The 23,183-nt window shown below is 70.4% G+C and carries 26 protein-coding genes; 5 read left to right on the top strand and 21 right to left on the bottom strand.

Translation table 11 applies throughout. From position 1 onward, the window contains the following. The first annotated feature begins 66 nt into the window (after positions 1 to 66). Both DJ010_RS06465 and DJ010_RS06460 read left to right on the top strand, forming a co-directional pair. The gene (locus DJ010_RS06465; protein WP_109692810.1) at positions 67 to 693 is read left to right on the top strand and encodes a TetR family transcriptional regulator; all 627 of its coding nucleotides are present in this window, start codon (positions 67 to 69) and stop codon (positions 691 to 693) included. A 183-nt stretch (positions 694 to 876) separates the two neighbouring features. Further along, the gene (locus tag DJ010_RS06460) at positions 877 to 1,317 is read left to right on the top strand and encodes a hypothetical protein (RefSeq protein WP_146207268.1); all 441 of its coding nucleotides are present in this window, start codon (positions 877 to 879) and stop codon (positions 1,315 to 1,317) included. Positions 1,318 to 1,355: 38 nt separating this feature from the next. On the opposite strand, the gene DJ010_RS06455 is transcribed toward DJ010_RS06460, so the two are convergent. From DJ010_RS06455 to DJ010_RS06405, 11 genes are all read right to left on the bottom strand, one after another. Continuing rightward, positions 1,356 to 1,766 (bottom strand): hypothetical protein, encoded by a 411-nt coding sequence (locus DJ010_RS06455; RefSeq protein ID WP_109692808.1) that lies wholly within the window; start codon positions 1,764 to 1,766, stop codon positions 1,356 to 1,358. Positions 1,767 to 2,203: 437 nt separating this feature from the next. After that, on the bottom strand, positions 2,204 to 2,602 hold the full coding sequence (locus DJ010_RS06450) for a carboxymuconolactone decarboxylase family protein (protein WP_245927287.1): 399 nt from the start codon (positions 2,600 to 2,602) through the stop codon (positions 2,204 to 2,206). Further along, positions 2,599 to 3,408 carry an NAD(P)-dependent oxidoreductase gene (locus tag DJ010_RS06445; protein ID WP_109692807.1) on the bottom strand — a complete coding sequence of 270 codons (810 nt, stop codon included), beginning with the start codon at positions 3,406 to 3,408 and terminating at the stop codon, positions 2,599 to 2,601. Before DJ010_RS06445 ends, DJ010_RS06450 begins: the two co-directional genes overlap by 4 nt. Next, the gene (locus DJ010_RS06440; protein ID WP_109692806.1) at positions 3,405 to 4,157 is read right to left on the bottom strand and encodes an SDR family oxidoreductase; all 753 of its coding nucleotides are present in this window, start codon (positions 4,155 to 4,157) and stop codon (positions 3,405 to 3,407) included. Before DJ010_RS06440 ends, DJ010_RS06445 begins: the two co-directional genes overlap by 4 nt. Continuing rightward, positions 4,154 to 5,632 carry an aldehyde dehydrogenase gene (locus DJ010_RS06435; protein ID WP_109692805.1) on the bottom strand — a complete coding sequence of 493 codons (1,479 nt, stop codon included), beginning with the start codon at positions 5,630 to 5,632 and terminating at the stop codon, positions 4,154 to 4,156. Before DJ010_RS06435 ends, DJ010_RS06440 begins: the two co-directional genes overlap by 4 nt. Further along, the gene (locus DJ010_RS06430; protein ID WP_211318673.1) at positions 5,632 to 6,291 is read right to left on the bottom strand and encodes a nuclear transport factor 2 family protein; all 660 of its coding nucleotides are present in this window, start codon (positions 6,289 to 6,291) and stop codon (positions 5,632 to 5,634) included. Before DJ010_RS06430 ends, DJ010_RS06435 begins: the two co-directional genes overlap by 1 nt. Positions 6,292 to 6,293: 2 nt before the next feature. Next, positions 6,294 to 6,500, bottom strand: coding sequence for a ferredoxin (locus DJ010_RS06425; RefSeq protein ID WP_109692804.1), 207 nt, complete (start codon positions 6,498 to 6,500; stop codon positions 6,294 to 6,296). Further along, a complete protein-coding gene (locus DJ010_RS06420) occupies positions 6,497 to 7,852 on the bottom strand; it encodes a cytochrome P450 (RefSeq protein WP_281271120.1) in 1,356 nt (451 codons plus the stop codon). Before DJ010_RS06420 ends, DJ010_RS06425 begins: the two co-directional genes overlap by 4 nt. Further along, positions 7,849 to 8,625, bottom strand: coding sequence for an SDR family oxidoreductase (locus DJ010_RS06415; protein ID WP_109692803.1), 777 nt, complete (start codon positions 8,623 to 8,625; stop codon positions 7,849 to 7,851). Before DJ010_RS06415 ends, DJ010_RS06420 begins: the two co-directional genes overlap by 4 nt. Next, positions 8,625 to 9,860 (bottom strand): cytochrome P450, encoded by a 1,236-nt coding sequence (locus DJ010_RS06410; protein ID WP_109692802.1) that lies wholly within the window; start codon positions 9,858 to 9,860, stop codon positions 8,625 to 8,627. Before DJ010_RS06410 ends, DJ010_RS06415 begins: the two co-directional genes overlap by 1 nt. Continuing rightward, positions 9,857 to 10,435 (bottom strand): TetR/AcrR family transcriptional regulator, encoded by a 579-nt coding sequence (locus DJ010_RS06405; protein WP_211318672.1) that lies wholly within the window; start codon positions 10,433 to 10,435, stop codon positions 9,857 to 9,859. The genes DJ010_RS06410 and DJ010_RS06405 overlap by 4 nt, the downstream gene beginning before the upstream one ends. A gap of 68 nt (positions 10,436 to 10,503) precedes the next feature. Here DJ010_RS06405 and DJ010_RS06400 point away from each other — a divergent pair, with 68 nt between their 5' ends. From DJ010_RS06400 to DJ010_RS06390, 3 genes are all read left to right on the top strand, one after another. Beyond that, positions 10,504 to 11,349 (top strand): LLM class F420-dependent oxidoreductase, encoded by an 846-nt coding sequence (locus tag DJ010_RS06400; RefSeq protein WP_109692800.1) that lies wholly within the window; start codon positions 10,504 to 10,506, stop codon positions 11,347 to 11,349. Positions 11,350 to 11,411: 62 nt separating this feature from the next. Then, positions 11,412 to 12,632, top strand: coding sequence for a hypothetical protein (locus DJ010_RS06395; RefSeq protein ID WP_109692799.1), 1,221 nt, complete (start codon positions 11,412 to 11,414; stop codon positions 12,630 to 12,632). Between the two features lie 15 nt (positions 12,633 to 12,647). Beyond that, positions 12,648 to 14,522 carry an N-acyl-D-amino-acid deacylase family protein gene (locus DJ010_RS06390; RefSeq protein ID WP_109692798.1) on the top strand — a complete coding sequence of 625 codons (1,875 nt, stop codon included), beginning with the start codon at positions 12,648 to 12,650 and terminating at the stop codon, positions 14,520 to 14,522. Here the strand turns inward: DJ010_RS06390 and DJ010_RS06385 are convergent. The 10 genes from DJ010_RS06385 to DJ010_RS06340 are packed head-to-tail and all read right to left on the bottom strand — an operon-like array spanning position 14,456 to position 23,178. After that, a complete protein-coding gene (locus DJ010_RS06385; RefSeq protein WP_109692797.1) occupies positions 14,456 to 15,211 on the bottom strand; it encodes a glucose 1-dehydrogenase in 756 nt (251 codons plus the stop codon). The two genes, DJ010_RS06390 and DJ010_RS06385, sit on opposite strands and share 67 nt — an antisense overlap. Before the next feature lies 1 nt (position 15,212). Continuing rightward, complete coding sequence (locus tag DJ010_RS06380) at positions 15,213 to 16,109, bottom strand: 3-oxoacyl-ACP reductase (RefSeq protein WP_109692796.1); 897 nt, start codon at positions 16,107 to 16,109, stop codon at positions 15,213 to 15,215. Beyond that, a complete protein-coding gene (locus DJ010_RS06375) occupies positions 16,106 to 16,303 on the bottom strand; it encodes a ferredoxin (RefSeq protein WP_109692795.1) in 198 nt (65 codons plus the stop codon). The genes DJ010_RS06380 and DJ010_RS06375 overlap by 4 nt, the downstream gene beginning before the upstream one ends. An 11-nt stretch (positions 16,304 to 16,314) precedes the next feature. Beyond that, positions 16,315 to 16,794: a pyridoxamine 5'-phosphate oxidase family protein gene (locus tag DJ010_RS06370; RefSeq protein ID WP_109692794.1), complete on the bottom strand. Its 480-nt coding sequence runs from the start codon at positions 16,792 to 16,794 to the stop codon at positions 16,315 to 16,317. Between the two features lie 4 nt (positions 16,795 to 16,798). Next, complete coding sequence (locus DJ010_RS06365; RefSeq protein WP_245927285.1) at positions 16,799 to 17,776, bottom strand: NAD(P)/FAD-dependent oxidoreductase; 978 nt, start codon at positions 17,774 to 17,776, stop codon at positions 16,799 to 16,801. A 60-nt stretch (positions 17,777 to 17,836) separates the two neighbouring features. Then, positions 17,837 to 18,646 carry a hypothetical protein gene (locus DJ010_RS06360; protein WP_109692792.1) on the bottom strand — a complete coding sequence of 270 codons (810 nt, stop codon included), beginning with the start codon at positions 18,644 to 18,646 and terminating at the stop codon, positions 17,837 to 17,839. A gap of 5 nt (positions 18,647 to 18,651) precedes the next feature. After that, positions 18,652 to 19,308: an Rv1363c family protein gene (locus tag DJ010_RS06355; RefSeq protein ID WP_109692791.1), complete on the bottom strand. Its 657-nt coding sequence runs from the start codon at positions 19,306 to 19,308 to the stop codon at positions 18,652 to 18,654. Between the two features lie 2 nt (positions 19,309 to 19,310). After that, entirely contained in the window at positions 19,311 to 20,576 is a 1,266-nt protein-coding gene (locus DJ010_RS06350; RefSeq protein ID WP_109692790.1) for an MlaD family protein, read from the bottom strand. Continuing rightward, positions 20,573 to 21,937, bottom strand: coding sequence for an MCE family protein (locus DJ010_RS06345; RefSeq protein ID WP_109692789.1), 1,365 nt, complete (start codon positions 21,935 to 21,937; stop codon positions 20,573 to 20,575). Before DJ010_RS06345 ends, DJ010_RS06350 begins: the two co-directional genes overlap by 4 nt. Beyond that, positions 21,934 to 23,178 carry an MCE family protein gene (locus DJ010_RS06340; protein WP_158282954.1) on the bottom strand — a complete coding sequence of 415 codons (1,245 nt, stop codon included), beginning with the start codon at positions 23,176 to 23,178 and terminating at the stop codon, positions 21,934 to 21,936. The genes DJ010_RS06345 and DJ010_RS06340 overlap by 4 nt, the downstream gene beginning before the upstream one ends. Between the last annotated feature and the right edge of the window lie 5 nt (positions 23,179 to 23,183).

Here is a 23,183-nt window from a genome sequence, read left to right as displayed (position 1 = left end):
CTCGGGTGCGCCATTCCAGTGACGTGAGGCACACACCGGGCGCGCCGACGTCGCAGGGAGACCGTCGTGACCACCGCCAACTCAGTGACCGACGAGCGTTCGGACACCGCAGGCAACGCCGGCAGCGCTGCCCAGCGCGACCGGCGCAAGCGGATCCTCGACGCGACCTACGACCTGGCCAAGCAGGGCGGCTTCGACGCCGTCCAGATGCGCGCGGTGGCCGAGCAGGCCGACGTCGCCCTCGGCACGCTCTACCGCTACTTCCCCTCGAAGATCCACCTTCTGGTCTCCGCGCTCGACCGGCAGTTCGAGGACGCCCAGGAGCGCCTCCAGCTCCGCGAGATCCCCGGCGACACGCCGGCCGACCGCGTCCTCTACGTGCTCAAGCGGTTGACCCGCGGCATGCAGGGCGACCCGAAGCTGACCGAGGCGCTGACCCGGGCCTTCATGTTCGCCGACGCGAGCGTGGCCAACGAGATCCACGCGGTCGGCATGTCGATGACCTCGATCGTCACCCACGCGATGCACGGCGGCGTTGTCGACAAGGACCAGATCACCGAGGAGGACATCACCCTCGCCCGGGTGATCGGTGACGTCTGGCTCTCCGCATTGATGGCCTGGGTGACCGGCCGCTCGACCGCGCCGGAGACGGCCTCCCACATGGAGACCGCGGTCCGCCTCATCCTGCGCTGAGGCGCCTGGCACGGGCGTTGGGCCTGGACCACCACACGGTCTAGCCGGACGGGCCGGCGCAGCAACTTGGCGCGCATCGTCGTCGACGCGACGCCCGAGCCCTCGACCCCTGGTCCCGCATCACCTTCGGTCGCGTGGAGTTACGACGCCCCCCTGGCTGCGTGGGAGTGTGGGATCTTGGGCATGACCAAGCGCCTAGGGAGCATCGTGCAGGATCGAGCAGCGGGTCGGAGGGCGTCCTCGCTCTGGGTGAGAACGCTGAGCGCCGTCGTCGGCGGCGCCGTCCTGGCGGGCCTGGTCGTCGGGATCGTCGCGCTCGACCGGCGCGAGGACCGAAGTCGCGCGATGTACCACGACGTGATCCTGATGGCCGGTCTGCAGTACGACCTGCTCGAGAGCGGGCGCGCAGGCGTGGAGCTCTCGGTCGACGCTGCGTCAGATCCCGTCGCCGTCGGGGAGGAATCGTTCACGCCCCTTCCCGGGGTCGAGGTCGTCGTCGAGCAGCGCGGCGAGCTCTACTGCGTCAAGGGACGCAACCAGCACGGCGACGAGACGCGATGGTTGTGCGTCGACGGCACCGGCGACCGGCCCGAGCTCGGCACGCTCGCCGACGAGTTCGGCTAGCGCCAACGCATTCAGGCTCCGGTGCGACACCGTTCACGTCAGCAGGTCGCGCTCAAGTACTCCTGGAACGCCTCGACCTCGGCCAGCTCCTCGCCCTCGAAGACCGCGGCGTAGGTGGCGAACCCCGCGTAGTCCTCGGCCGTCATGTCGCTGTAGTAGTCGATCAGCGTTGCGAACCCGGCCTGGGCATCTGCCTCCAGGTCGGACGGCGGCTCGACCGCCGCCCACCTCTCACCCAGCTCCCGGTAGGCCGCAGCGATGGTCTCGTCATCGTCGTCGGTCGCGTCGATGGACGCGAAGCGGTCGGCCTCGGCGTCGCAGATCTCCTCCGCTGCCGACGCTTCGGTCCGACTGTCGTCGCTGTCCTTGCTGTCCTCGCTGTCCTCGCCGCACCCGAGCAGGAGCAGGGCAGGCGCCAGGAACGCCGCGAGCAGGGTGGTTCGTCTCATGCGGACAACAGTGCGTGATCGCGCCGTCGCAGACCATCGTCCGCAGGAACGATTCGCGTGCCCGCATCTCCCGACCCGGCTGGGCGACATTCGGTCGTCGAGTAGCCCGAGCCGTTCCGGTCGTCGAGTAGCCCGAGCCGCTAGGCGATCTGTCGTGAGGCACGAGCGAAGATGTATCGAGACGCCTCTCGCTGTGGTTACAGTCGGCTGTTGGCTTGCGGCGTCTCGATACGCGCCTCGCGCAGAGCGCTCGGCGCTACTCGACGACCGGAGGCGAAGGCGTCTCGCTACGCGCCTCGCGCAAAGCGCTCGGCGCTACTCGACGACCGAGGGGTCGCGCAGAGCGGTCGGCGCTACTCGACGACCGGAGGCGAAGGCGTCTCGCTACGCGCCTCGCGCAGAGCGCTCGGCGCTACTCGACGACCGAGGGGCGGGAGCTACTCGACGACCGGACGACGCTTCGCCTTGGCGATCGTGTCCTCGACGATCGAGTTGAGGCGGGCGCCGTTGGGCCAGCCGGCGTAGTGGGAGAGGAAGACGACGATCTCGCGGAGGGCGTCGTCGTCGAGCTCGCCGTTGGCGTGGGCGGCGGGGACCTGGATGCCGAGGACGTCGGCGGCGCCCTGGCCGGCGAGCAGTCCGATCAACAGGAGCCGACGGTCGCGGTCAGAGAGGCCGGGGCGGTGCCAGATGTCGGCGAAGAGGTGATCGGCGGTGTAGCGGAAGAAGTCGCCCTCGCCGTCGGTCATGTCGAAGCCGTAGACCTCCTCCATCTTGCGGAGGCCCTTTGCCCGCTGCTCGGGCAGCCCGGCGAACTTGTCGGACTCGTCGCTCACAGTCCCAGTCCCTTCCCCAGTCGCGGCAGCGCTTCGCGCGCCAGTGGTACGTCGACGCCGAGCTCCTCGGCGAGCTCGATCGCGAAGCCGAGGTCCTTCTCCCCCAGCGCCCGGACGTGGTCGAACACCCCGTGCCAGAAGTCTCCCGGCTCGAGAGGTGCGGTCGTCTCGCGGTGCATGATCGCGCCCGGACCCCCGGTGATGGCGTCGGTGTGGCGGACCACCTCACCGAGCTCACGGAGGTCGAGGCCGGCGGCCTCGGCGAGGCGCTGGGCCTCGGTGACCGCGGTGAAGGCCACGAAGTGGATGAGGTTGCGAGCGAGCTTCATCCGGGTGCCGGCGCCGAGCGGCCCGGCATGGACGACCTTGGAGCCCATCGTCTCGAGCGCAGGCCGCGCAGCGGAGAACGCCTCCGCGGCACCCCCGACCATGATCGCGAGCGACCCGTCGGCGGCAGCCATGGGACCGCCGCTGACCGGCGCGTCGAGCACGGTGAGCCCGGCAGCCGCGAGCTCGGCCGGCGTGCCCGGCGCGACCGTGGAGTGCACCACGAGCACGGGACCGGTCCCCACGTCCCGAGCCACCGAACGCACCTGCTCGTCGTCGCGCACCATCACGCACACCACATCCGCTCCGACGGCGAGCTCGGCCACGCTCGCAGCAGGCTTCGCACCAGCCGCAGCCAACTCGGCTACCGGGTCGGGCGCGACGTCGTACACGGACAGCTCGATGTCGTCCGCGGCGGCGAGCCGCAGCGCCATCGGCTTGCCGATGTTGCCGAGCCCGACGAAGCCGACGCGGGTCATAGCCGGAAGGTCTGGCCGCCGTCGACGGCCAGCACCTGGCCGGTGACCCACGACGCGTCGTCGGAGAGCAGGAACAGGAGCGCGCCGACCATGTCGTCGACCTGCCCCATCCGCTTGATGGCCAGCGAGCTGCGCACGATGTCCTGGGCGGCGTCGCCGGCCTGGGTGCGGGTCGCCTCGGTGTCGGTCGGACCGGGGGCGATGGCGTTGACGCGGATGCCCTGGCCGCCGAGCTCGTGGGCGAGCTGCTGGGTGAGGCTGTTGGTGGCGGCCTTGGCGAGGCCGTAGAAGCCGGAGTAGAGGTACGCCGCGGTGGAGCTCTGGTTCACGATCGCTCCCCCGCCACGCTTGGCGATCTCCGGATACACCGCGCGGGTCATCACCAGGGCGCCGTCGAGGTTCACCGCCATGAACTTCTTGTAGTAGTCCCAGTCCACGGAGATGAGGAGGTTGAACTCCATCGCCCCGTAGATCGCGGCGTTGTTGACCAAGTGGTCGATGCCGCCGTACTCCTCGACCGTCCGCGCGACCAACGCAGACGCAGACTCCGCCGAGGACACGTCGCACGCGACGAAGATCGCCCGTCCCCCGCTCTCGTTGATGGAGGCGGCGACCTTGGCGCCGGCCTCCTCGTTGAGGTCGGCGACCACGACGGCCGCGCCCTCGGCGGCGAGAGCGCGCGCGTAGGCCTCGCCGATCCCCTGTGCGGCGCCGGTGACGACGACGACCTTGCTCTCGAATCTGTTCATGCCGGCTCCGCGATCGTCTTGGTCTCCAGGTACTCCTCGAAGCCGGCCACGCCCATCTCGCGACCGAGCCCCGACTGCTTGTAGCCGCCGAACGGCGCGTCCGGGCTGAACCAGACGCCGCCGTTGACGGCCAGGGTGCCGGTGCGGATCCGCGCGGCGACGGCTTTGGCCCGCTCCAGCGACGCGGAGTCGACCGAGCCCGAGAGCCCGTACGCCGAGTCGTTGGCGATCCGCACCGCGTCGTCGTCGCCGTCGTGCGGGATCACGACCAGCACGGGGCCGAAGATCTCCTCCTGCGCCAGCCGCGAGCTGTTGTCGAGGCCGGCGACCACGGTCGGCTGCACCCAGTTGCCGGGCTGGTCGATGACCGAGCCGCCGGTGGCGAAGGTGCCGCCCTCCTCCCGCGCGATGTCGAAGTACGACGCCACGCGGTCGCGCTGCGCGGGCGAGATCACGGGCCCGCAGATCGCGTTGGGATCGGCCGGGTCGGTCGCGCCGATCGACTCCATCGTCGCGGCGGCGACCTGCACGGCCTCCTCGTAGCGGTCGCGCGGGACGACCAGGCGGGTGGTGATCGCACAGCCCTGTCCGGCGTGGATGCAGGCGGCGAACGCCGTACCTCCGGCGACGGCGGCGACGTCGGCGTCGTCGAGTGCGATGGCAGCGGACTTGCCGCCGAGCTCGAGGAACACCTTCTTCAGGGTCGGTGCGGCCGCAGCCATGATCGCCTTGCCGACGGCGGTGGACCCGGTGAACGAGACCATGTCCACGCGCGGGTCAACGGTCAGCTGCGCGGCCACCTCGTTGGAGCTCGGCGTCACCACGTTGAAGACGCCGGCGGGGATGTCGGTGTGCTCGGCGACCAGCCGCCCGAGCTCGGCGGCCACCCAGGGCGTGTCCGGAGCCGGCTTGAGGACGACGGTGCAGCCGGCGGCGAGGGCCGGGCCGACCTTGGCTAGGTTGATCTGGGTCGGCACGTTCCACGGCGTGATGGCCGCGACGACGCCGACCGGCTCCCGCCGTACGGTGCGTCGTGACGGGATGCCCATCGGCGCGGCGACGCCGAGATCGGTCTCGAACTCGTAGGTCTCGGCGAGGTCGGTGACCCACTTGAGGCCCTCCACCGGCACGTCGAAGCCGGCAGCGCCCATCATGAAGCCCGGCATGCCGACCTCGGCCGTGGTGAGCGCACGGAACGCGTCGGCGTCGTCGAGCAGCGCTTGGTGCAGCTGGCGGAGGCACCGCACCCGCAGGGCCAGGTCGGTCGACCACCCGGTCTCGTCGAAGGCCCGTCGCGCAGCGGCGACCGCCGCGTCCACGTCGGCCGCGGTGCCGTCGGGCGCGCGACCGATCTCCTCCCCCGTCGCCGGGTTGAGGATCGGGTACGACGACCCGTCGGATGCCGCGACCAGCTTGCCGTCGATCAGCTGCTGGGCCAGCGGGGTGGTCACGTCGGTCGAGCTTGTCGAGACCATCACGCCTCCTGGGTCTCGGCAGGCTCGACCACCGCGGGGGCCTGCGTGACGAAGTCACCGCGCTCGACCGGCGGCGGCCACACGGGCGCCGGGATGTCGGCGAGGTGGTAGTGGCCGGGGACGCCGTGCCCGGTCACCTTCATCCGCTCGAGCAGCCGCTCGGAGGCCTTGCCGGCCTTGATGATCTCCAGGAAGGTGTGCGCGGTGGACGGCATGTCGAACCAGTCGCGCTGCCAGGCGAACTTGAGCTGGCCGGCGTCGGCACCGCTCGTCTGCCGCCCTACGCCGAACCACGAGCCGCCGATGCCGAGGATCTCGTACTCCTTGCCGGACGCGTCGTCGACGATCCCGGAGCGCTGCTTCCAGAAGCCGACGATCATGCCGGTCTTCTCGTCCATCACCGTCGCCTGGTAGTCGTAGTGCCAGCCGTCGAAGCCGTCCATCTCGATGCCGATGGCCCATTCGCGGATCTGGTCGCGGCCCACTGCCATGAAGTGCTCGTCGACGGAGTACATCCAGCCGTAGGTCGCGTCCTCGGCGTACCACTCGGCCATCACCCGCCAGTCGCCGCTGCGCTCGGCCTCGCGGTTGATCGCGAGCCAGGAGTCCCAGAACTCCTCGATCTCCGCTCGGGTCAGCGGAGTGGTCAGGTCGGTCATTCTCAGTCCTCTTCGATCGACAGGGCGAAGGCCGGGCAGTACTTCACAGCCGCTGCCACGTCGGCGCGGCGCGACTCGTCGGGGTTCTCGACCAGCACGACCACGACGTCGGCGTCGCGGTCGAAGCCGAACACGTCGGGCGCCTCCCCCTGGCACAGCTGGTGGCCCTGGCAGAGGCCGGTGTCGGCGACCACCCGGTAGCCGCTCATCGCGTCCTCCGGCGGTAGCGCACCTTGGCGGGCTGGGCGAGCTGGATCACCATCTTGGTGAAGTCGTCCTGGTAGGAGTCGAGCGGCTGCACCGGCTCGAACTCGAAGTCGCGGAGGATGACGGAGAAGATCGCCTTCATCTGCATCATCGCGAACGCGTTGCCGACGCAGCGGTGCTTGCCCGCCCCGAACGGGATCCACGTCCAGCGGTTCTGCAGGTCCTCCTGGCGCGGGTCGACGTAGCGGTCGGGGTCGAACTCGTCGGCCTTCGGGAAGTCGGCCTCGATCCGGTTGGAGACACGGGGCGAGGCCGCGAGGACGGTGCCGGCCGGGATCGTGTTGCCCAGCAGCTCGAAGTCCTCCTGCACGACGCGCATCAGGATGATCAGCGGCGGGTGCAGCCGCAGGGTCTCCTTGAGCGCCGACTCCAGCACGGGGATCGACCGCAGCGCCTGGAAGGACACCTCGGAGCCGTCGGCGTAGAGGTCGTCGAGCTCGGCGACGACGTCGGCCATGACGTCCGGGTGACGGAGCAGCTCGATCATCGCCCAGGACGCCGTTCCGCTGCTGGTGTGGTGACCGGCGAACATCATCGAGATGAAGATGCCGGTGATGTAGTCGGCGTCCATGCCGACCGCGATCAGCACGTCGAGCAGGTCGCGCTCCTCGCGCGGCACCTCGCCGCGCGCGACGCGGGCGTCGACGATCGCCTGGACCTTGGCGACCAGCTCCTCGCGCGCCTGGTCGCGCACCCGGAAGCTCTCGATGTCGGCGTACGGGTCGACGTAGGCGATCGCGTCGGTGCCGTGCTCGAGCCGGTGGTACACATCCGCATACGACGAGTCCAACTGGCTTCGGAAGGGCTTTCCGATGAGGCATGCGGAAGTTGTGTAGATCGTCAGCTCGGCGAAGAAGTCGAGCAGGTCGACCTCGCCCTCGTCGCCCCAGTCGGCGACCATCCGCCGGATCTCGCCCTCGATGGTCTGGGCGTGCCCGCGCATCATCTCGCCGCGCAGCGCCTGGTTCTTCAGCATCTGCTGACGCTCCTCGGGCGAGGCGTCGAAGACGACGCCCTTGCCGAAGATCGGCGTCATGAAGGGGTACGCCGCCGCCTGGTCGAGCACGTCGTCGGGCGCCCGGAAGAACGCCTCGTTGGCCTCCGCCCCGGTGACGAGCACGACCTGCTTGTCGGCGAGGCGGAAGCGTCCGACGTCGCCGCACTCCTCCCGCACCCGGTGGAACAGCCCGATCGGGTCCACCCGCATCTCCGGCAGGTGGCCGGTGCCCTTGATGATCGCCGGCACCTCGGCGCTCTGGTCGTCGAGGACCATCGAGACCTCAGGGATGTTCACTGCTCCTCCACGGGGGCTTCGGGGTTCACGTCGACCGGGCTGATGTGCACGCCGCGCGGAGCGGCGACGATGGTCGTGATCGCGTCGGCGATGGCGCGCGCCTTCAAGAAGTGGGAGTGCCGGGCGTGACCCCACTTGACCCACTCGTTCAGCACCGCCGCGGCGGCGTCGGGGTCCCAGTCCATCCCCATCTCGCTCCACGTCGGCCCCGGCCGTACGACGGAGGCGCGGACCCCGGTGCCCTCGAGCTCCATCTGGAGCGAGCCGACCAGCCCCTCCAGCCCCGCCTTGCTGGCGCTGTAGCCGCCCATCAGCGGTCGCGGTCGGACGGCGACGTCGGAGGAGACGAAGACGATGTCACCGCGGTGTCGCTCGACCATCGCCGGCACCAGCTCGCGGACCAGTCGGTGCGGGCCGAGCAGGTTGACGTCGAGCTCGCTGCGCAGCCGCTCCTCCTCGGTGTCGAGGAGCGAGCCGGGGCCGATGAGCGCGGCGTTGCTGATGACGACCTCGACGTCACCGAGATCGGCGGCTGCCTTCGCGGCGAAGTCCCTAACCGACGCGCTGTCGGTGACGTCGAGCCGGTGCGCGACGGCCTCGCCGCCCTCCGCGCGGATCGCGGCGGCCAGCTCCTCGCACTGCTCGACCCGCCGCGCGCCGAGGGCGACCGGGAAGCCCGCCGCGGCGAGGGCGCGCGCGGTCTCCGCGCCGATGCCCGACGACGCGCCGGCGACCACCGCGGGCCGCCGGCTCGGCTGGTCGTACCTCCCCATCAGCGACGCTCCTCGAACGCCACCGGCAGCGAGGCGAAGCCGCGAACGCTGACCGAGTGCACGCGGACCGCACGGTCGGGAAGCACCTCGAAGTGCTCGACGCGCCGCACCAGCTCCTCGAGCACCACCCGCGCCTCGAGCCGGGCCAGGTTGGCACCGAGGCAGAAGTGCCGGCCGGTGCCGAAGGACAGGCTCTCGCTGAGCTCGTCCTTCGAGCGATGGATGTCGTAGACCGACGGCTCGGTGAACACCCGCTCGTCGCGATTGGCGGCGCCGACCAGCAGCAGCAGCTTGGATCCCGCCGGCATCGTGCGCCCGTGCAGCTCGACGTCGTCGGTCACGTAGCGCGCCAGCATCTGGGTGGAGTTGTCGTGGCGCAGCGTCTCCTCGACCCACGGCACCACGAGGTCGCTACCCGGAGCCAGCACGTCGCTGCGTTGCTCGCGGGCGGCGGACAGGTGGAAGAGCGCATTGCCCAAGAGCTTCGTGGTCGTCTCGTTGCCGGCGACGACCATGAGCGTCAGGAACGCCATGATCTCCTGGTCGGTCAGCCGGTCGCCGTCGAGCTCGGCCTCGACCAGCGCCGACGTGAGGTCGTCGGTCGGCTGCCGGCGACGCTGCTTGACCATGTCTCCGTAGTAGGAGAACAGCTCGATCGCCGCCTCCATCCCCGCCGGCGGCACGTCACGCACACCGGCCTCGCGGTGGACCAGCAGGTCGGCGAGGCGTCGTACCTCGTCCCGGTCGGCGACCGGCACGCCCATCATCTCGGAGATGACGTCCATCGGGAGCCGGCCGGCGAGCTCGCTGATCCAGTCCGCCCAGCCCTGCTCGGCGTTGGCCGTGAACATGCGGTCGAGGTAGTGCTCGGTGAGGCCCTGGACCTGCGGCTCGAGCTCCCGCACCCGACGCGGCGTGAACGCCGCCGAGACCAGCTTGCGGATCCGGGTCTGCGCCGCGCCGTCGAGCGCGAGGAACGACATCACGCGGTGCGCCTCGGGGCTCCACGCGCTCTTGTCGAGGGTCACGCCCATCCGGTTGGAGAACGTCACGTCGTCGCGGAAGGCGGCGAACACGTCGGCGTGCCGCGACAGCGCCCAGAAGTCGTCGCGCTCGCTGTAGTAGAGCGGAGCCTCGTCCCGTAGCCGGGCGTAGAGCGGGTAGGGATCCTCGTGGAAGTCGTAGTCGTAGGGGTCGAAGACCAGCGGGGTGGTCGCGTCGGTCGAGACCGTCATCGGACGTCCTTCAGGATCGTGGCGACGACCTTGTCCAGCCGGTCGCCGAGCTCGGCGTAGGAGATCAGGCCCATCCCGGCCTGCAGGAGGGCGCCGGAGAAGGCGAGGACGAGGACGTCGACGAGCTCCGGGGTGCTGCTCCGGCCCAGCGCCTCCTCGAACCGGGCGACGAACTCGCCGCCGATCCGCAGCCGGAGCCGTTCGACGTCGGGGTCGGAGCCGAGCAGCGCGAGGTTGGCTCCCGCCGCGACGTGCGGGTTGCGCTCACACAGGTCGCTGAGTGCGCGGGTGACCGCCTGGACCCGGTCGGTCGCCGTGCTGTGCTCGGCAGCCGGCGGCACCTGCTCGACGATCGCGCGGTGGAACAGCTCGGCCAGCAGGTGGTTCTTCGACGAGAAGTAGGTGTACGCCGTCGCCGGGGACACCCCGGCGCGCACGGCCACCTGGCGCACGGTCAAGGTCTCGGGCCCGACCTCCGCGAGCTGGGCGAGCCCGGCGTCCAGCAGCCGCTGCACCGTCGCCGCCTGGCGCTCGTTGAGCTGCCGCCGGGGCGTGCTGGTCACCTGACTGGACACCTGTCCAACATAGGAGACGTTCTCGGCGTGCGCAAGACATTTCTAGAACACGTTCTTATTGTGGACCCATGCGCAACGGCATCGTCCTCTTCACCTCCGACCGCGGCATCACGCCGGCCGAGCTCGCCGTGGCCGCGGAGGAGCGCGGCTTCGACACGATCTACGTGCCGGAGCACACGCACATCCCCGTGCGCCGCGACGCGCTGCACCCGACGGGCGGTGAGGAGCTGCCGGACGACCGCTACCTGCGCACCCTCGACCCCTGGGTCTCGCTGGCCACCTGCGCGGCGGTGACGGAGCGGATCGGGCTGTCGACCGCGGTCTGCCTGCCGGTCGAGTCGGACCCGATCACGCTCGCCAAGACCATCGCCACCCTCGACCACCTGTCCGGCGGTCGGGTCACGATCGGCGCCGGCTTCGGGTGGAACACCGACGAGCTGACCGACCACCACGTCCCCGCCGCGAAGCGCCGCACCGTGCTCAAGGAGTACCTCGAGGCGATGCGCGCCCTCTGGACCGAGGAGGAGGCGTCGTACGACGGCGAGTTCGTGCAGTTCGGGGCTTCCTGGGCCTACCCCAAGCCGCCGCAGGGCCGGGTGCCGGTCATCATCGGCGCGGGCGCGGGGCCGAAGACGTTCGATTGGATCGCCCGCCACGCCGACGGCTGGATGACGACGCCCACCTCGACCGAGGTCGCCGCCAACGCCGACAAGCTGCGCAAGGCGTGGGCCGACGCCGGCCGGGAGGGCTCCCCCGACATCCGCATCCTGGTCGCGAAGCGCCCCACCGAGGAGGACTTCGCCGACTGGATGGCGGCCGGCGCCTCGGAGCTGATCTGGGGCGTCCCCGACGCCGAGAAGGACAAGGTGCTGACCTACCTCGACAAGATGGCCGGGCGACTGGGGCTGGCCTGATGCCGACGTACCGGGGAACTTCGTCGTACTCCGGGGCAGATGGCGACAAGAAACCCCGGTGCGTGAGTGGGTACGCCGACCTGTCGCGGGCGGATCTCGCCATCCTCGTGCCCGAGCTGCTGCTGATGGGTCAGCTCATCGACCGGTCCGGCATGGCCTGGTGCATCTCCGAGCTCGGCCGCGAGGAGATGCAGCAGATCGCGATCGAGGAGTGGGCAGCGGCCAGCCCGATCTACACCCGTCGGATGCAGCAGGCGCTCGGCTACGCCCCCGCGGTGCCCGGGCACGGCGACGTCGTCACGATCTTCAAGGGCCTCCAGCTCGACATCGGCGCTCCCCCGCAGTTCATGGACTTCCGCTACACCGTCCACGACCCGCAGCACGGAGAGTTCCGGCTCGACCACTGCGGCGCCCTGATGGACGTGGAGCCGATGGGCCCGGACTACGTGAAGGGCATGTGCCACGACATCGAGGACCCGACGTTCGACGCGACGGCCATCGCGTCGAACCCGAAGGCCCAGGTCCGGCCGATCCACCGGCCTCCGCGCAGCGTCAACGAGATGGCGGCCGACAGGAAGCCGCACTGCGCGTGGACGGTGATCATCGACGACTCCCATCCCGAGGCGCAGGGCATCCCCGCGCTCGCGGAGAACGAGCGGTCCCGGGCGGCCACGCTCGAGCTGGACCCTATCGATCCCGCCGACGAGGGGGCGTCCGACTACTCCGGGCCCCTGGTCGACGACCTCGACTTCACCGCGTTCTCCCACTCCGCGCTGGTCCGGATCGCCGACGAGGTCTGCCTCCAGATGCACCTGCTCGACCGAGCCTTCACGATGGCGCTCGCGAAGCGGTGCACCGACGAGCAGCTGCTCCGGATCCGCCGACAGCAGCTGGTCGGCGTCGCCGGCGTCGGCGCGCTGCGCATCGCGCGGGCGCTCGGCCTCAGCCAGGACGAGGACGGCGCGCGCCGACTCCTCGCGCTGCACCCGCTCCTCAACCCGAGGGCGTACGTCGACAGCGGGCTGGCCGAGGAGGACGGCGCCTGGGTCTCCCTCTGCGGACCGGAGTGGACCGACTCACTCGCCGTCATCGTCCAGGTCCTCGACCCCCACCTCGACGTCGAGGTGACCACCACCGCCGCCAGCACCACCGGGTGGGAGACCACCGTCGTCCGCCGCGGACATCCCGCTCCCGAGCCCAAGGAGGTGGCCGTGGTGAAGTTCAGCACCGGCACCGACTTCGCGTTCGAGTCGCGGACCTCGTTGCCGATCACGCCCGTCTGAGAAAGGCTCGTCCCCATGACCACGCCGACCGCTGCCCGCCCGTTCGACACCATCCTGCGCAACGGCCGCTACTTCGACGGCACCGGCGCTCCGTCGGCGGTCCGCGACGTCGGCATCCGGGACGGCCGGATCGCAGCGGTGTCTACGGCGGACTCGGGACCGCTGGACGCCACCGGCTGCCCGCGCGTCATCGACGCGACCGACCGGTGGGTGATGCCGGGCATGATCGACATCCACACCCACTACGACGTCGAGGTGCTCCAGGGCCCGGCGCTGGCCGAGTCGCTCCGGCACGGGGTCACCACGATCCTCATCGGCTCGTGCTCGCTCTCCACGGTCCACGTCGACCCCGTCGACGCCGGCGACCTGTTCGGCCGGGTGGAGGCGATTCCCCGCCGGCACGTGATCGAGCACGTCGAGGCGGCCCGCCGCGACGCGGGCTGGGCGTCCGCGGCCGACTACGTCGCCGCCCTCGAGCGGCTGCCGCTGGGTCCCAACCTGGCGGCGTTCATCGGCCACTCCGACATGCGCACCGCGACGATGGGCCTCGACCGCGCCACCCGCAAGGAGGTGCGGCCGACGCCGGCCGAGCAGCGGCGGATGGAGAGCATGCTCGACGAGGCGCTCGACGCCGGCTTCGTGGGGATGTCGGCGCAGCAGCTGCTCTTCGACAAGCTCGACGGCGACCTGTGCCGGTCGCGGACCCTGCCCTCGACGTACGCCAAGAGCCGGGAGATGCGCCGCCTGCGCCGGGCCCTGCGCGACCGCGACCGGGTGATCCAGGCCGGGCCGGACGCCTCGCACCCGCACACGATCCTGCTGCAGGCGCTCGCCTCGATCGGCGGGCCGCGACGCAAGCCGCTGAAGACCAGCCTGCTGTCGGCGGCCGACATCAAGGCCATCCCGTTCGTGATCCACCTGATGCGGGGCCTCGCCGGCGTCGTCAACCGGCTCGGCGCCGACTTCCGCTGGCAGCACCTGCCGGTGCCGTTCGAGGTCTACGCCGACGGCATCGACCTGGTGATCTTCGAGGAGTTCGGCTCCGGTGCGCAGGCGCTGCACCTGCAGGAGAAGCTGGCCCGCGACGAGCTGATGCGCGAACCCGCCTACCGGGCCCGGTTCCGCAAGGACTACGAGTCGAAGTACGGACCGCGGGTGTGGCACCGCGACTTCTTCGACGCCGAGATCGTCGCCTGCCCGGACGCCTCGGTGGTCGGCAAGTCGTTCGGCCAGGTCGGGCAGGAGCGCGGTGGCGCGCACCCGGTCGACGCGTTCCTGGACCTGGTGCTGGAGCATGGCACCGACATCCGCTGGCGGACCACGATCTCCGGTCACCGGCCCAAGGTGCTGCGCAAGATCGCCCAGGAGAAGGGCGTCCAGATGGGCTTCTCCGACGCCGGCGCCCACCTGCGCAACATGGCCTTCTACAACTTCGGTCTCCGGCTGCTCAAGCACGTCGTCGACGCCGAGCGGGCCGGCCAGCCGTTCCTCACCGTCGAGCAGGCCGTGCACCGGCTCACCGGTGAGCTCGCCGAGTGGTACGACCTCGACGCCGGCCGGATCCGCGAGGGCGACCGGGCCGACGTGATGATCGTCGACCCCGCCCACCTCGACAGCACGCTCGAGGAGTACCACGAGGCGCCGGTCGAGACGTACGACGGCATGGCGCGGATGGTCAACCGCAACGACGCCACCGTCGCAGCGGTGCTCGTCGGCGGGGAGCCGGTCTTCCTCGACGGTGCCCCGACCGACGTGCTCGGCCAGGAGCGCACCGGCGTCTTCCTGCGCGCCGGGCGCAGGAACCCGGTCGCGCAGGAGGAGGGTCAGGCGCCGAAGGCGTGGGTGGAGGTCACTCCCCCGTCGACGGCGATCTCCGCACCGTTGATGTAGCTCGACTCGTCGCTGGCCAGGAACACGTAGACCGGCGCGATGTCGTCCGGCGTGCCCACCCGCCGGAGAGGCACCTTGCTCGCACCGAACTCCATCGCGGCGTCGCCGCCGTGCACCCGGGTCATCGGGGTGTCGATCATCCCGGGGTGCACCGAGTTGACCCGAACCCCCCTCGGGCCGAGCTCCATGGCGGCGCACTTGGTCATGCCGCGGATCGCCCACTTGGTCGCGGCGTAGGCCGTGCAGGACGGCATGCCGGCGAGGCCCTCGACCGACGAGGCGTTGATGATCGAGCCGCCGCCGTTCTTCCGCATGGTGCGCGAGACCGCCTGCATGCCGAGGAAACAGCCGACCTGGTTGACGTTGACGAGCAGCTGGAACTCCTCCAGCGGCATCTCCTCGATGCGGCCGAACCGCAGCAACCCGGCGTTGTTGGCCAGCACGTTGACCGGACCGAACCTGCTGTTGGTGTCCTCCACCAAGGTGGCCCACGCGGCGGCGTCGCTCACGTCGTGGCTCACGAAGTGCGCCGCGTCGCCGAGCTCGTCGGCCAGCGCCTGCCCCTGCTCCTTGGCGATGTCGGCGATGACGACCTTGGCGCCCTCGGCGACGTAGGCGCGCGCGATCGCGGCGCCCTGGCCCATCGCACCGCCGGTGACGATGGCGACCTTGGTGTCGAGACGTCCCACGTCAGACCTCCAGCTGCATGATCGAGTCCGCCGCGAAGCCGACGGAGGGGTCCCGGTCGGCGAACCAGCCGCCGAGCTGCTTGTCGAGGTCGTCGCCGGTCCACACGTCGCCCGACGCGTCGAACCGCTGCGCGACGACCGGTGCCGCCACGACGGCCACCATGCCGCCGTAGACGACGAAGACCTGGCCGGTGATCCGCTCCGCGGCCGGGGACGCCAGGTAGGCGACGAGCGGCGCGACGTGGTCGGGCGAGTACGGGTCGACGGACTCGCCGGAGGTGTCCTCACCGAACACGTCGGCAGTCATCGCCGTGCGGGCGCGCGGGCAGATCGCGTTGGCACGCACGCCGACCCGGGACAGCCCCCGCGCGGTGGACAGGGTGAGCGCGGTGATGCCGGCCTTGGCGGCCGCGTAGTTCGGCTGCCCCGGCGAGCCGCCGAGGAAGGCCTCGGAGGCGGTGTTGATGACGCTGCCGTAGACCGGGGCGCCCGCCTCCTTCGACTTGCCGCGCCAGTACGACGCCGCGTTGCGGCTCAGCAGGAAGTGGCCGCGGAGATGGACCGCGATGACGGCGTCCCACTCCTCGTCGGACATGTTGAAGAGCATCCGGTCACGGGTCATGCCGGCGTTGTTGACGACCACGTCGAGCGCGCCGTACCCCTCCACCGCGGCGGCGACCATCGCGTCGGCGGTCGCCCGCTCGCTGACGTCGCCTGCGACGACGGTGGCCTCGCCACCGCGGCTGCGGATCTCCTCGGCCGCCTCGTCACCTGCTCCGGGCAGGTCGTTGACCACGACCCGCGCACCCGCGTCGGCCAGAGCCAGTGCCTCGGCGCGCCCGAGGCCGGCTCCGGCCCCGGTGACGATCGCGACCTTGCCGTCCAGGTCGTGGCTCACTCGTCCTCCACCAGGGAGATCGCCGCCCGCGGGCAGGCCGCCACGGCCTGCCGCACCCGCTGCTCGTTCTCAGCGGTCACCTCGTCGGTGTTGAGCTGCAGGAAGTCGTCGTCGTCGAGCTCGAACACGTCCGGGGCCAGTGCCTCGCACATCGCGTTCGACTCGCACAGGTCGAAGTCGACCTTGATCTTCATCTCTTCTCTCCTCACACCATCTTGCGGTGGTCCCAGGTGGCGACGTGCTCCGGGTGGATGATCACGGCGACACGCTTCTGCGCCTGCTTCTCGACGGTCTCGCGCCCGAAGTCACCGAGCGCCTCGAACGACTCGGCGTTGAGCATCCGGGTCGCGACCTCGGAGCCGATCGAGTAGATCTCCTCGTAGTCGCGCACGATCTCGGCGCGGCCCTGGATGGAGACGCCGCGCAGCTCGAAGTAGTCGACGCCGTCCTCGACCAGCGCGCTGACGCGGGGGTCGCGCTCGAGGTTGCGGATCTTCTGGCTCCGACCGTAGGTCCAGAACGCGATCCTGCCGTCGCGCACGATGTAGAAGAGCGTGGTCAGGTGCGGCGTGCCGTCGGGGCCGTTGCTCGCTACCTGCACCTTGAGGTTCTCGGCCAGGAGCGCCTGGACCTCCTCGTCGCTCAGCTTGACCGCGTCGCGTCCGCTCGTCCCGGTGTTGGACATGCGCTCAGCTTCCTTCCGATGAGTGTCCGGGGAACACGTGGGCCGACGGGTCGATCACGACCGCAGCGTTGTTGACGGCGGTGGCGGCCTCGCCGAACCCGACCGCGATCAGCCGCACCTTGCCGGGATAGTCGGTGATGTCGCCGGCGGCGAAGACCCGCTCGAGGTTGGTGCGCATGGAGGAGTCCACGACCAGGTGCCGCTTGTTGGTCTCGATCCCCCACTGCTGCAGTGGACCGAGGTCGGCGACGAACCCGAGGGCGGCCACCACGGCCTGGGCCTTGCGGGTCGTGACCTCGCCGTCGACGGTGATCTCCACCTCGGCGAGATCGCCGGTGCTGCCGCCGGCGGCATCCCGCAGAGCGGTGACCTCGGCCTTGGTGATGATCTCGACCGAGGAGGCTCGCACCTGCTCGACGGTGCGGGCGTGCGCCCGGAACGCGTCGCGACGGTGGACGAGCGCCACCGACCCCGCAATCGGCTCGAGGTGCAGAGCCCAGTCGAAGGCGCTGTCGCCGCCGCCGACGATCACGACGTCCTTGCCGGCGTACGGCTCGAAGCTCGGCACGAAGAACTCCATGCCCCGCCCCAGCCAGCCGTCGCCGGCCGGAAGCGGCCGTGGACTGAACTTGCCGATGCCCGCGGTGATGATCATGACCTTCGCACGGACCGACGACCCGTCGTCGAGGCCGAGGGTGACGCCGTCGGCGTCCTGCTCCAGGGTGGTCGCGGTGCGGTCGAGGAGGTACGTCGGCGAGGCCGTCGCAGCCTGCGCGACGAGCCCGGCGACCAGGTCGCGTCCCTTCACGTCCGGGAAGCCGGCGACGTCGAGGATCGACTTCTCCGGGTACATCGCCGTGATCTGGCCGCCGAGCTCCGGAAGTGAGTCGACGACGGCCACGCTCATGCCGCGGAAGCCCGCGTAGTAGGCAGCGAACAACCCGGTCGGGCCGGCGCCCACGATGACCAGGTCATGCTCCACGGAAGAAACTGTAACGTGTTCTACTTCCTCGTGGGGCATGTCCCCTCCTTGTCTCGCGGGCTACTTGGTGTCGATCCCGTCGACCAGCCAGCCGTCGTCGGTGTGCACCATCGTCAGCAGCGCCCGGTAGGGGGTGTAGGTCGACTTCGCGTCCTCGCCCTGCCCACGGAAGACGTACTGGTTGAGGAACACCAGCGCCTCGAGCTCGGTGTCGTTGGCACGCACCACGCTCTGGGCGACGACGCGCACCTGCACCTCGGTCTTCTCAGCGACGAACTCCTGCTTCACGTCGTCGGTGGTCTTCTGGTACTCCTCGGCGAACGAGTCCGTCATCAGCGACAAGGCGTCCTCGACGCCGTCGTCGTAGCTCTTCCAGTTGCGCGCGAACATGATCTGCGCCGCGGAAGCGGCGGCGTCCACGCCCTCCTGGACCGCGAGCTGGTTGAGCACGACCGGCCGGTCCTCCGGCACGGCGATCGAGTCCTCCCCCTCCTCGCCCTGGCCCGTGACCTCGGTGGCGACGGTGGCAACCTCCACGTCGCGGAGGCTGTTCCAGACGAACCAGCCGCACTGCGCGATCAGCACGACGACGACCAGGCCGAGCACGGCGAGCAGCGTCGACGTCCGGCCGGCAGCGCGGTCGGACCCGTCGCCGTCGTCGGCCGGCGGCTGGGCGACCGGTCGCTTCGGCGGGGTGGGCGGCGTGCCGGAGGAAGGGGGCTTCGATGCGGCCGGTGCCTTCGCCCTGGTCGGCGCTGCCGGGGCCTTCGGGGCCGGTTCCTGCTCGGCCGGGGTCTCCTCGCGGCCGGCGATCTTCCGCGGGCGGGGCGTCGTCGTGCGCGACGGGCGGCGGGGCGTGTTGCTGGACATGCCGGTCACCTCACGTACTGCAGGTCGCTGGTGAGCCACTGGCCGTCGACGAGGTCGATCTCGAGCTGGAGCCGGTAGGTCCGCGCCACCGGCTCGAACTCGGTCAGCTTGTTGGCGACCGTGCCCGAGGTCGCGACGATCACGGTGGCACTGTCGTCGTCGCCGGCCACGAGCCCGGCCCAGTCGACCTCGCCGGTCTGGGTCGCCTGCGCCCGCCGGGTGAGCTTCGCGAGGTCCTCCGACGCCTTCGTGTACTGCCGAAGGAAAGCCCCGGTGGCGAGCGACTTCACCTCTTCGATGTCGGTCTCGATCTCGTCGTACTGGAGGTTGAGGAAGGCGTCCGCCATCGCGGTCGCGGCCTCGATCTGCGCAGCGGTGCGCTCCTGCTCCGCCTTCGGCGCGGGGTCCATCGCCTGGACCGTGCCGCCGCCGACGTCCTCGCCGGCGCGACCTGAACGCGCCTCGGCCGACGCATCGGCGCGCTCGATCGAGATCACCGACCAGACGCCACCGTCGCCGACGGCGTCGGCCCGGTTGTCATAGGTGCGGTTCATCAGCCAGGCGAGAGCGGCGGCGGCCAGCACGAGCACCACGGCCGCGACGACGAGCGCGGTGTTGAGCCCCGACCCGTTGCTGCTTCCCTGCTTACCCGGCGAACCCACCGTCAACGAGTCACCGGACCCACGAGCAGCCACTTCCACGCATCCCCTCCCAGGACCGACAGGTTCCCCGGTTGACGGAAGGCGACCTGACGGCCCTCCTCATCGCGGACGCCCGGCGCCTCGCCCGTCACCGGGTCGTAGGTGCCACTGTAGACGCGAGGCGTCGCGGCGTTGCCGCGGCGGGCCGGCACGTACTTCGGTCCCCGGAGGACGTACGGCGCGGGAGAGTTGCACTTCGCGGGGTAGTACGGCGCGTCGGTGAGGTCGTGCGGGCTGCGCCACTTGCTCGGGTGGAGGTAGCCGTCGGTGCAGGGCGGCACGCTGTAGTCGAGCTGGACGTTGATGTGCCCCCAGCCGTCACGGGTCGAGCCCGTCGGACCGCCCGCCATCAGCGTCGGGTAGGTGACGAGGAGCTGCTCGACACCGGCGAGGTTGGCCAGGACGATCTGGTCCACGGTGACCAGGTCCCCGAACAGGACCGGCAACGTGGGCTCCACCTTCTCGAGCAGCTTCTGGAGCTCGCGGGCCGCCCCCGGCGTGCTGGAGAGCACCTTGCGCAGGTCCTTGTCGCTGCCGCGGAGAGCCGCGGTGAGCGTGGAGAGGTCGCGGGCGAAAGAGCGGATGTTCTCCTTCTGTCCGGCCTGAGTGCGCAGCACGGTCAGCCCGTTGCGCAGCAGCTCCACTGTCTCCTCGGTGTGCGAGGAGGCCTCCTCGATGAACACCGAGCCGTTGTCGAGGAGCGCCTGCAGGTCGCGGCCGGTGTCGGTGAACATCAGCCCGAGCTCCTCGATCACCACGCGCAGCGCCTGCTTGTCGACCGACCCGACGAAGTCGTCGATGTCGATCAGCAGGTCCGCCTCGTCGACGGGCAGCGAGGTCTCGTTGCCGTCGAAGACGGTGCCGTCCTCGGCGTAGGGGCCGTCCTCGTCCTCGGGCTGGAAGTCGAGGTACTGCTCACCGACGGCGGAGAGGTTGTGGACGTACATCGAGGAGTCGACCGGGAGCTTGGTGTCCTCCTCCAGCGCCAGCTCGAGCTCGATGCCCTCCGCGGTCGGCTTCATCTTGGTGACCTTGCCGATCTTCACGCCGCGGTAGGTCACCTCGCTGCCCTCGAAGAGGCCGCCGGAGCCGGGCAGGGTCGCCGTGACCGTGATGCCACGGCCCGTGATCTTGTCGACCAGCCCGAGGTACGTTGCGGTGATGTAGGTGATGCCGACCGCGCTCAGCACGATGAACGCTGCGATGCGGACGCGTACGCCTCTGCTCATGTCGTCACCCCCACCAGGCCGGCCGTGTCGTCCGCCGGTTCCGGGTCGGGACCGCGCACCAGCTCCTGCGACAGGCCGTCGACACCGCCGGTCGGCCCGTAGCTCGACCCGAGCAGCTGCCCACCGCTGAGCAGGCTCTGCAGGTCGAGGTCGGGCAGGGCGTTGAGGAGACGACAGACCGGGCTGTTGCGCATGTCCGGCGCTCGACACTGCCGCTTGAGGTCGGAGAGCAGGTCGACGCTTCGCAGCACCTTGGCGCACGCCGTGCTGGCCAGGGAGCCGCTGCGCAGGCAGCGCGCGACCGCGCCGAGGACCTCGCCCGGGTCGGGCAGGTTGATCTCGGGGATGCCGATGTTCTTCAAGAGGTTGTCGAGGTCGATGTCGGCACGCGCGATCGTGTCGGCGTAGTCGCCCTGGACGATGTCGTTGGCCGCCTTGGGGAACGGGAAGCTGACGAGCAGGTTGAGCCCGGGACCGAGCGCGTGCCCGGCGCCGTGCAACCCCTCGAGCACGGGAGCAAGGTGCTCGAGCATCTTGAGCACGTCCTCCTTGCTCGCGTTGATGACCCGGGTACCGACCCGGCCGAGCTCCTCGAGGGCGCTCAGCATCCCGATCAGCTCGTCGTGCTGGTCGGCGAGCACGTCGATGGCCGGACCGACCGCGTCGAGGGCGTCGCCGATCACCTTCTTCTCGGCGTTGAGCGTCGCGGCGAGGTTGTTCATCGACTCGAGCGCGCGGATGATGTCGGTCTTCTGCCCGTCCAGCGTGGCGAGGACCCCCTCGAGCGACCCGAGCATCGCCTTGAGCCGGTCCTCCCGGCCGCTCATGACGAGGTTGGCCTCGCGAGTGATCGTGCCGAGCTGCGCCACGCCGCCGCCGCTGAGCAGGAACGAGAGTGCTCCGAGGACCTCCTCGACCTCCGGGTTGCGCCCGGTGACCGCGAGGTCGATCTCATCGCCCTGTTCCAGGCGACCTTCGGGCTCCTGCTCGGTCGGTTCCTCCAGGGAGACGTACTTCTCGCCGAGCAGCGAGACCTGCTGGATGTCGGCGATCGCGTTGTCGGGGAGCACCACGTCGTCCTTGATCCGCAGCGTCACCTTCGCGTGCCAGCCGACGCGCTCCACCTCGGTGACCTCGCCGACGACGACGTCGTCGACCATGACCGGCGAGCGCGGCACCACGTTCAGCACGTCGGCGAACTCGGCCGTCACCTCGAAGGCGTCGTCCTCGTCGACCGGCGAGCCGGGCAGCGGCAGGTCATAGGCGCCGTCGAAGTCGCAGCCGGTGAGCAGCGAGGCGCCCAGCGCCGTCGCGAGCAGCCAGCGGAGCGGCCGCCGGGTCGCCGTCAGCCTGGTCCTCATGAGCCACCTCCGAGCAGACCCTCGAGGCTCGGGTCGTCAGCCGGGACCTGGGTGATGTCCGGGGTGGCGGGCACCTTGAGTGTGCCCTCCTTCTTGTCGAACGCCGGCTTCTGCTGCTTGGGCAGGTACTGGTGGTAGCCCGGTGGCACGAACGGCAGGTTGTCGATGATCGGGCTCAGCAGCTGGGAGATCAGGTCGCAGGCGAGGTCCTTGAGCGGCCGCGGCGCGAGCGGGTTCTGCTGGAGCAGGCTGCAGATGAAGCCGTCGGCCGTCCACACGACTCCGGCGATGCCGACTCGCGAGTTCTGCGAGCCGGTGGTGTGGTCGAAACCGAGGTGCAACGAGTCCATCGCGGTCGGGGCGATCTCGAGGGCCGTGCGCAGGTTGTCCTTCTCCGAGGCGATGGTCGACATCACGGTGGACAGTTGTCGGATCGACTTGGCCAGCCCGTCCCGGTTGTCGCGCACGAACGACTCGACCGAGCCCACCGCGTCGGCGACCGCCGCCACCGCCTGCTGCAGCTCGTCGCTCTCGTCGGCCAGCGTCTGCGACACGCCGGCGAGGTCTTGCATGAACGCGCGTACCAGCCGGTCGTTGTCGGCAAGCGTCGAGGTGAACGCGGCCAGGTTGCTGACGGTGGCGAACAGGGGGCCGGCGCTGTCGCCGAAGGTCTCGGCCGCGAGAGCCAGCTCCCGGATCATCTCGTTGCCGGCCCGCCCCTGGCCGTCCAGCGCCTTCTTGCCCGCTTTCAGCAGGTTGTTGAGGCTGCCGTTCCGGTTGACCCCGTTCGGACCCAGCGCGCGGGTGAGTGCCTGCAGGCTGCTGTAGATGCGGTCGAGCTCGACCGGCACTCCGGTGTCCGGCAGCGCGATCTCGGCGCCGTCCTGGAGCTTCGGCCCGCTCTCGTAGGTCGGCGTCAGCTGGACGAAACGGTCGGCGACGAGCGTGGGCGTGACGATCACGGCCTTCGCGTCGGCCGGCAGGTCGTAGGACGCGTCGTACTCCATCTCGACGCGCACCGCGTTGCCCGACGGCACCACCGAGGTGACCTCGCCGACGTTGACGCCGAGGATCCGGACGTCGGTGCCCTCGTAGACGCTGACCGCCCGCGGGAAGAACGCAGTCACGGTCTTCATGTCCTGCGGGGACCGCGCCACGTTGAGGACCGCGCCGACCCCGATCAGCAGCACGACGAGCAGCACCAGCCGCCGGTCGATCCGCTGCCACACCTTGGTCACCATCGCCA

The sequence above is a fragment of the Nocardioides silvaticus genome (assembly GCF_003160695.1).
GTDB lineage: Bacteria > Actinomycetota > Actinomycetes > Propionibacteriales > Nocardioidaceae > Nocardioides > Nocardioides silvaticus.
Note: the sequence above shows the minus strand (reverse complement) of the source record. Positions and strands in the feature narration are given on the sequence as shown.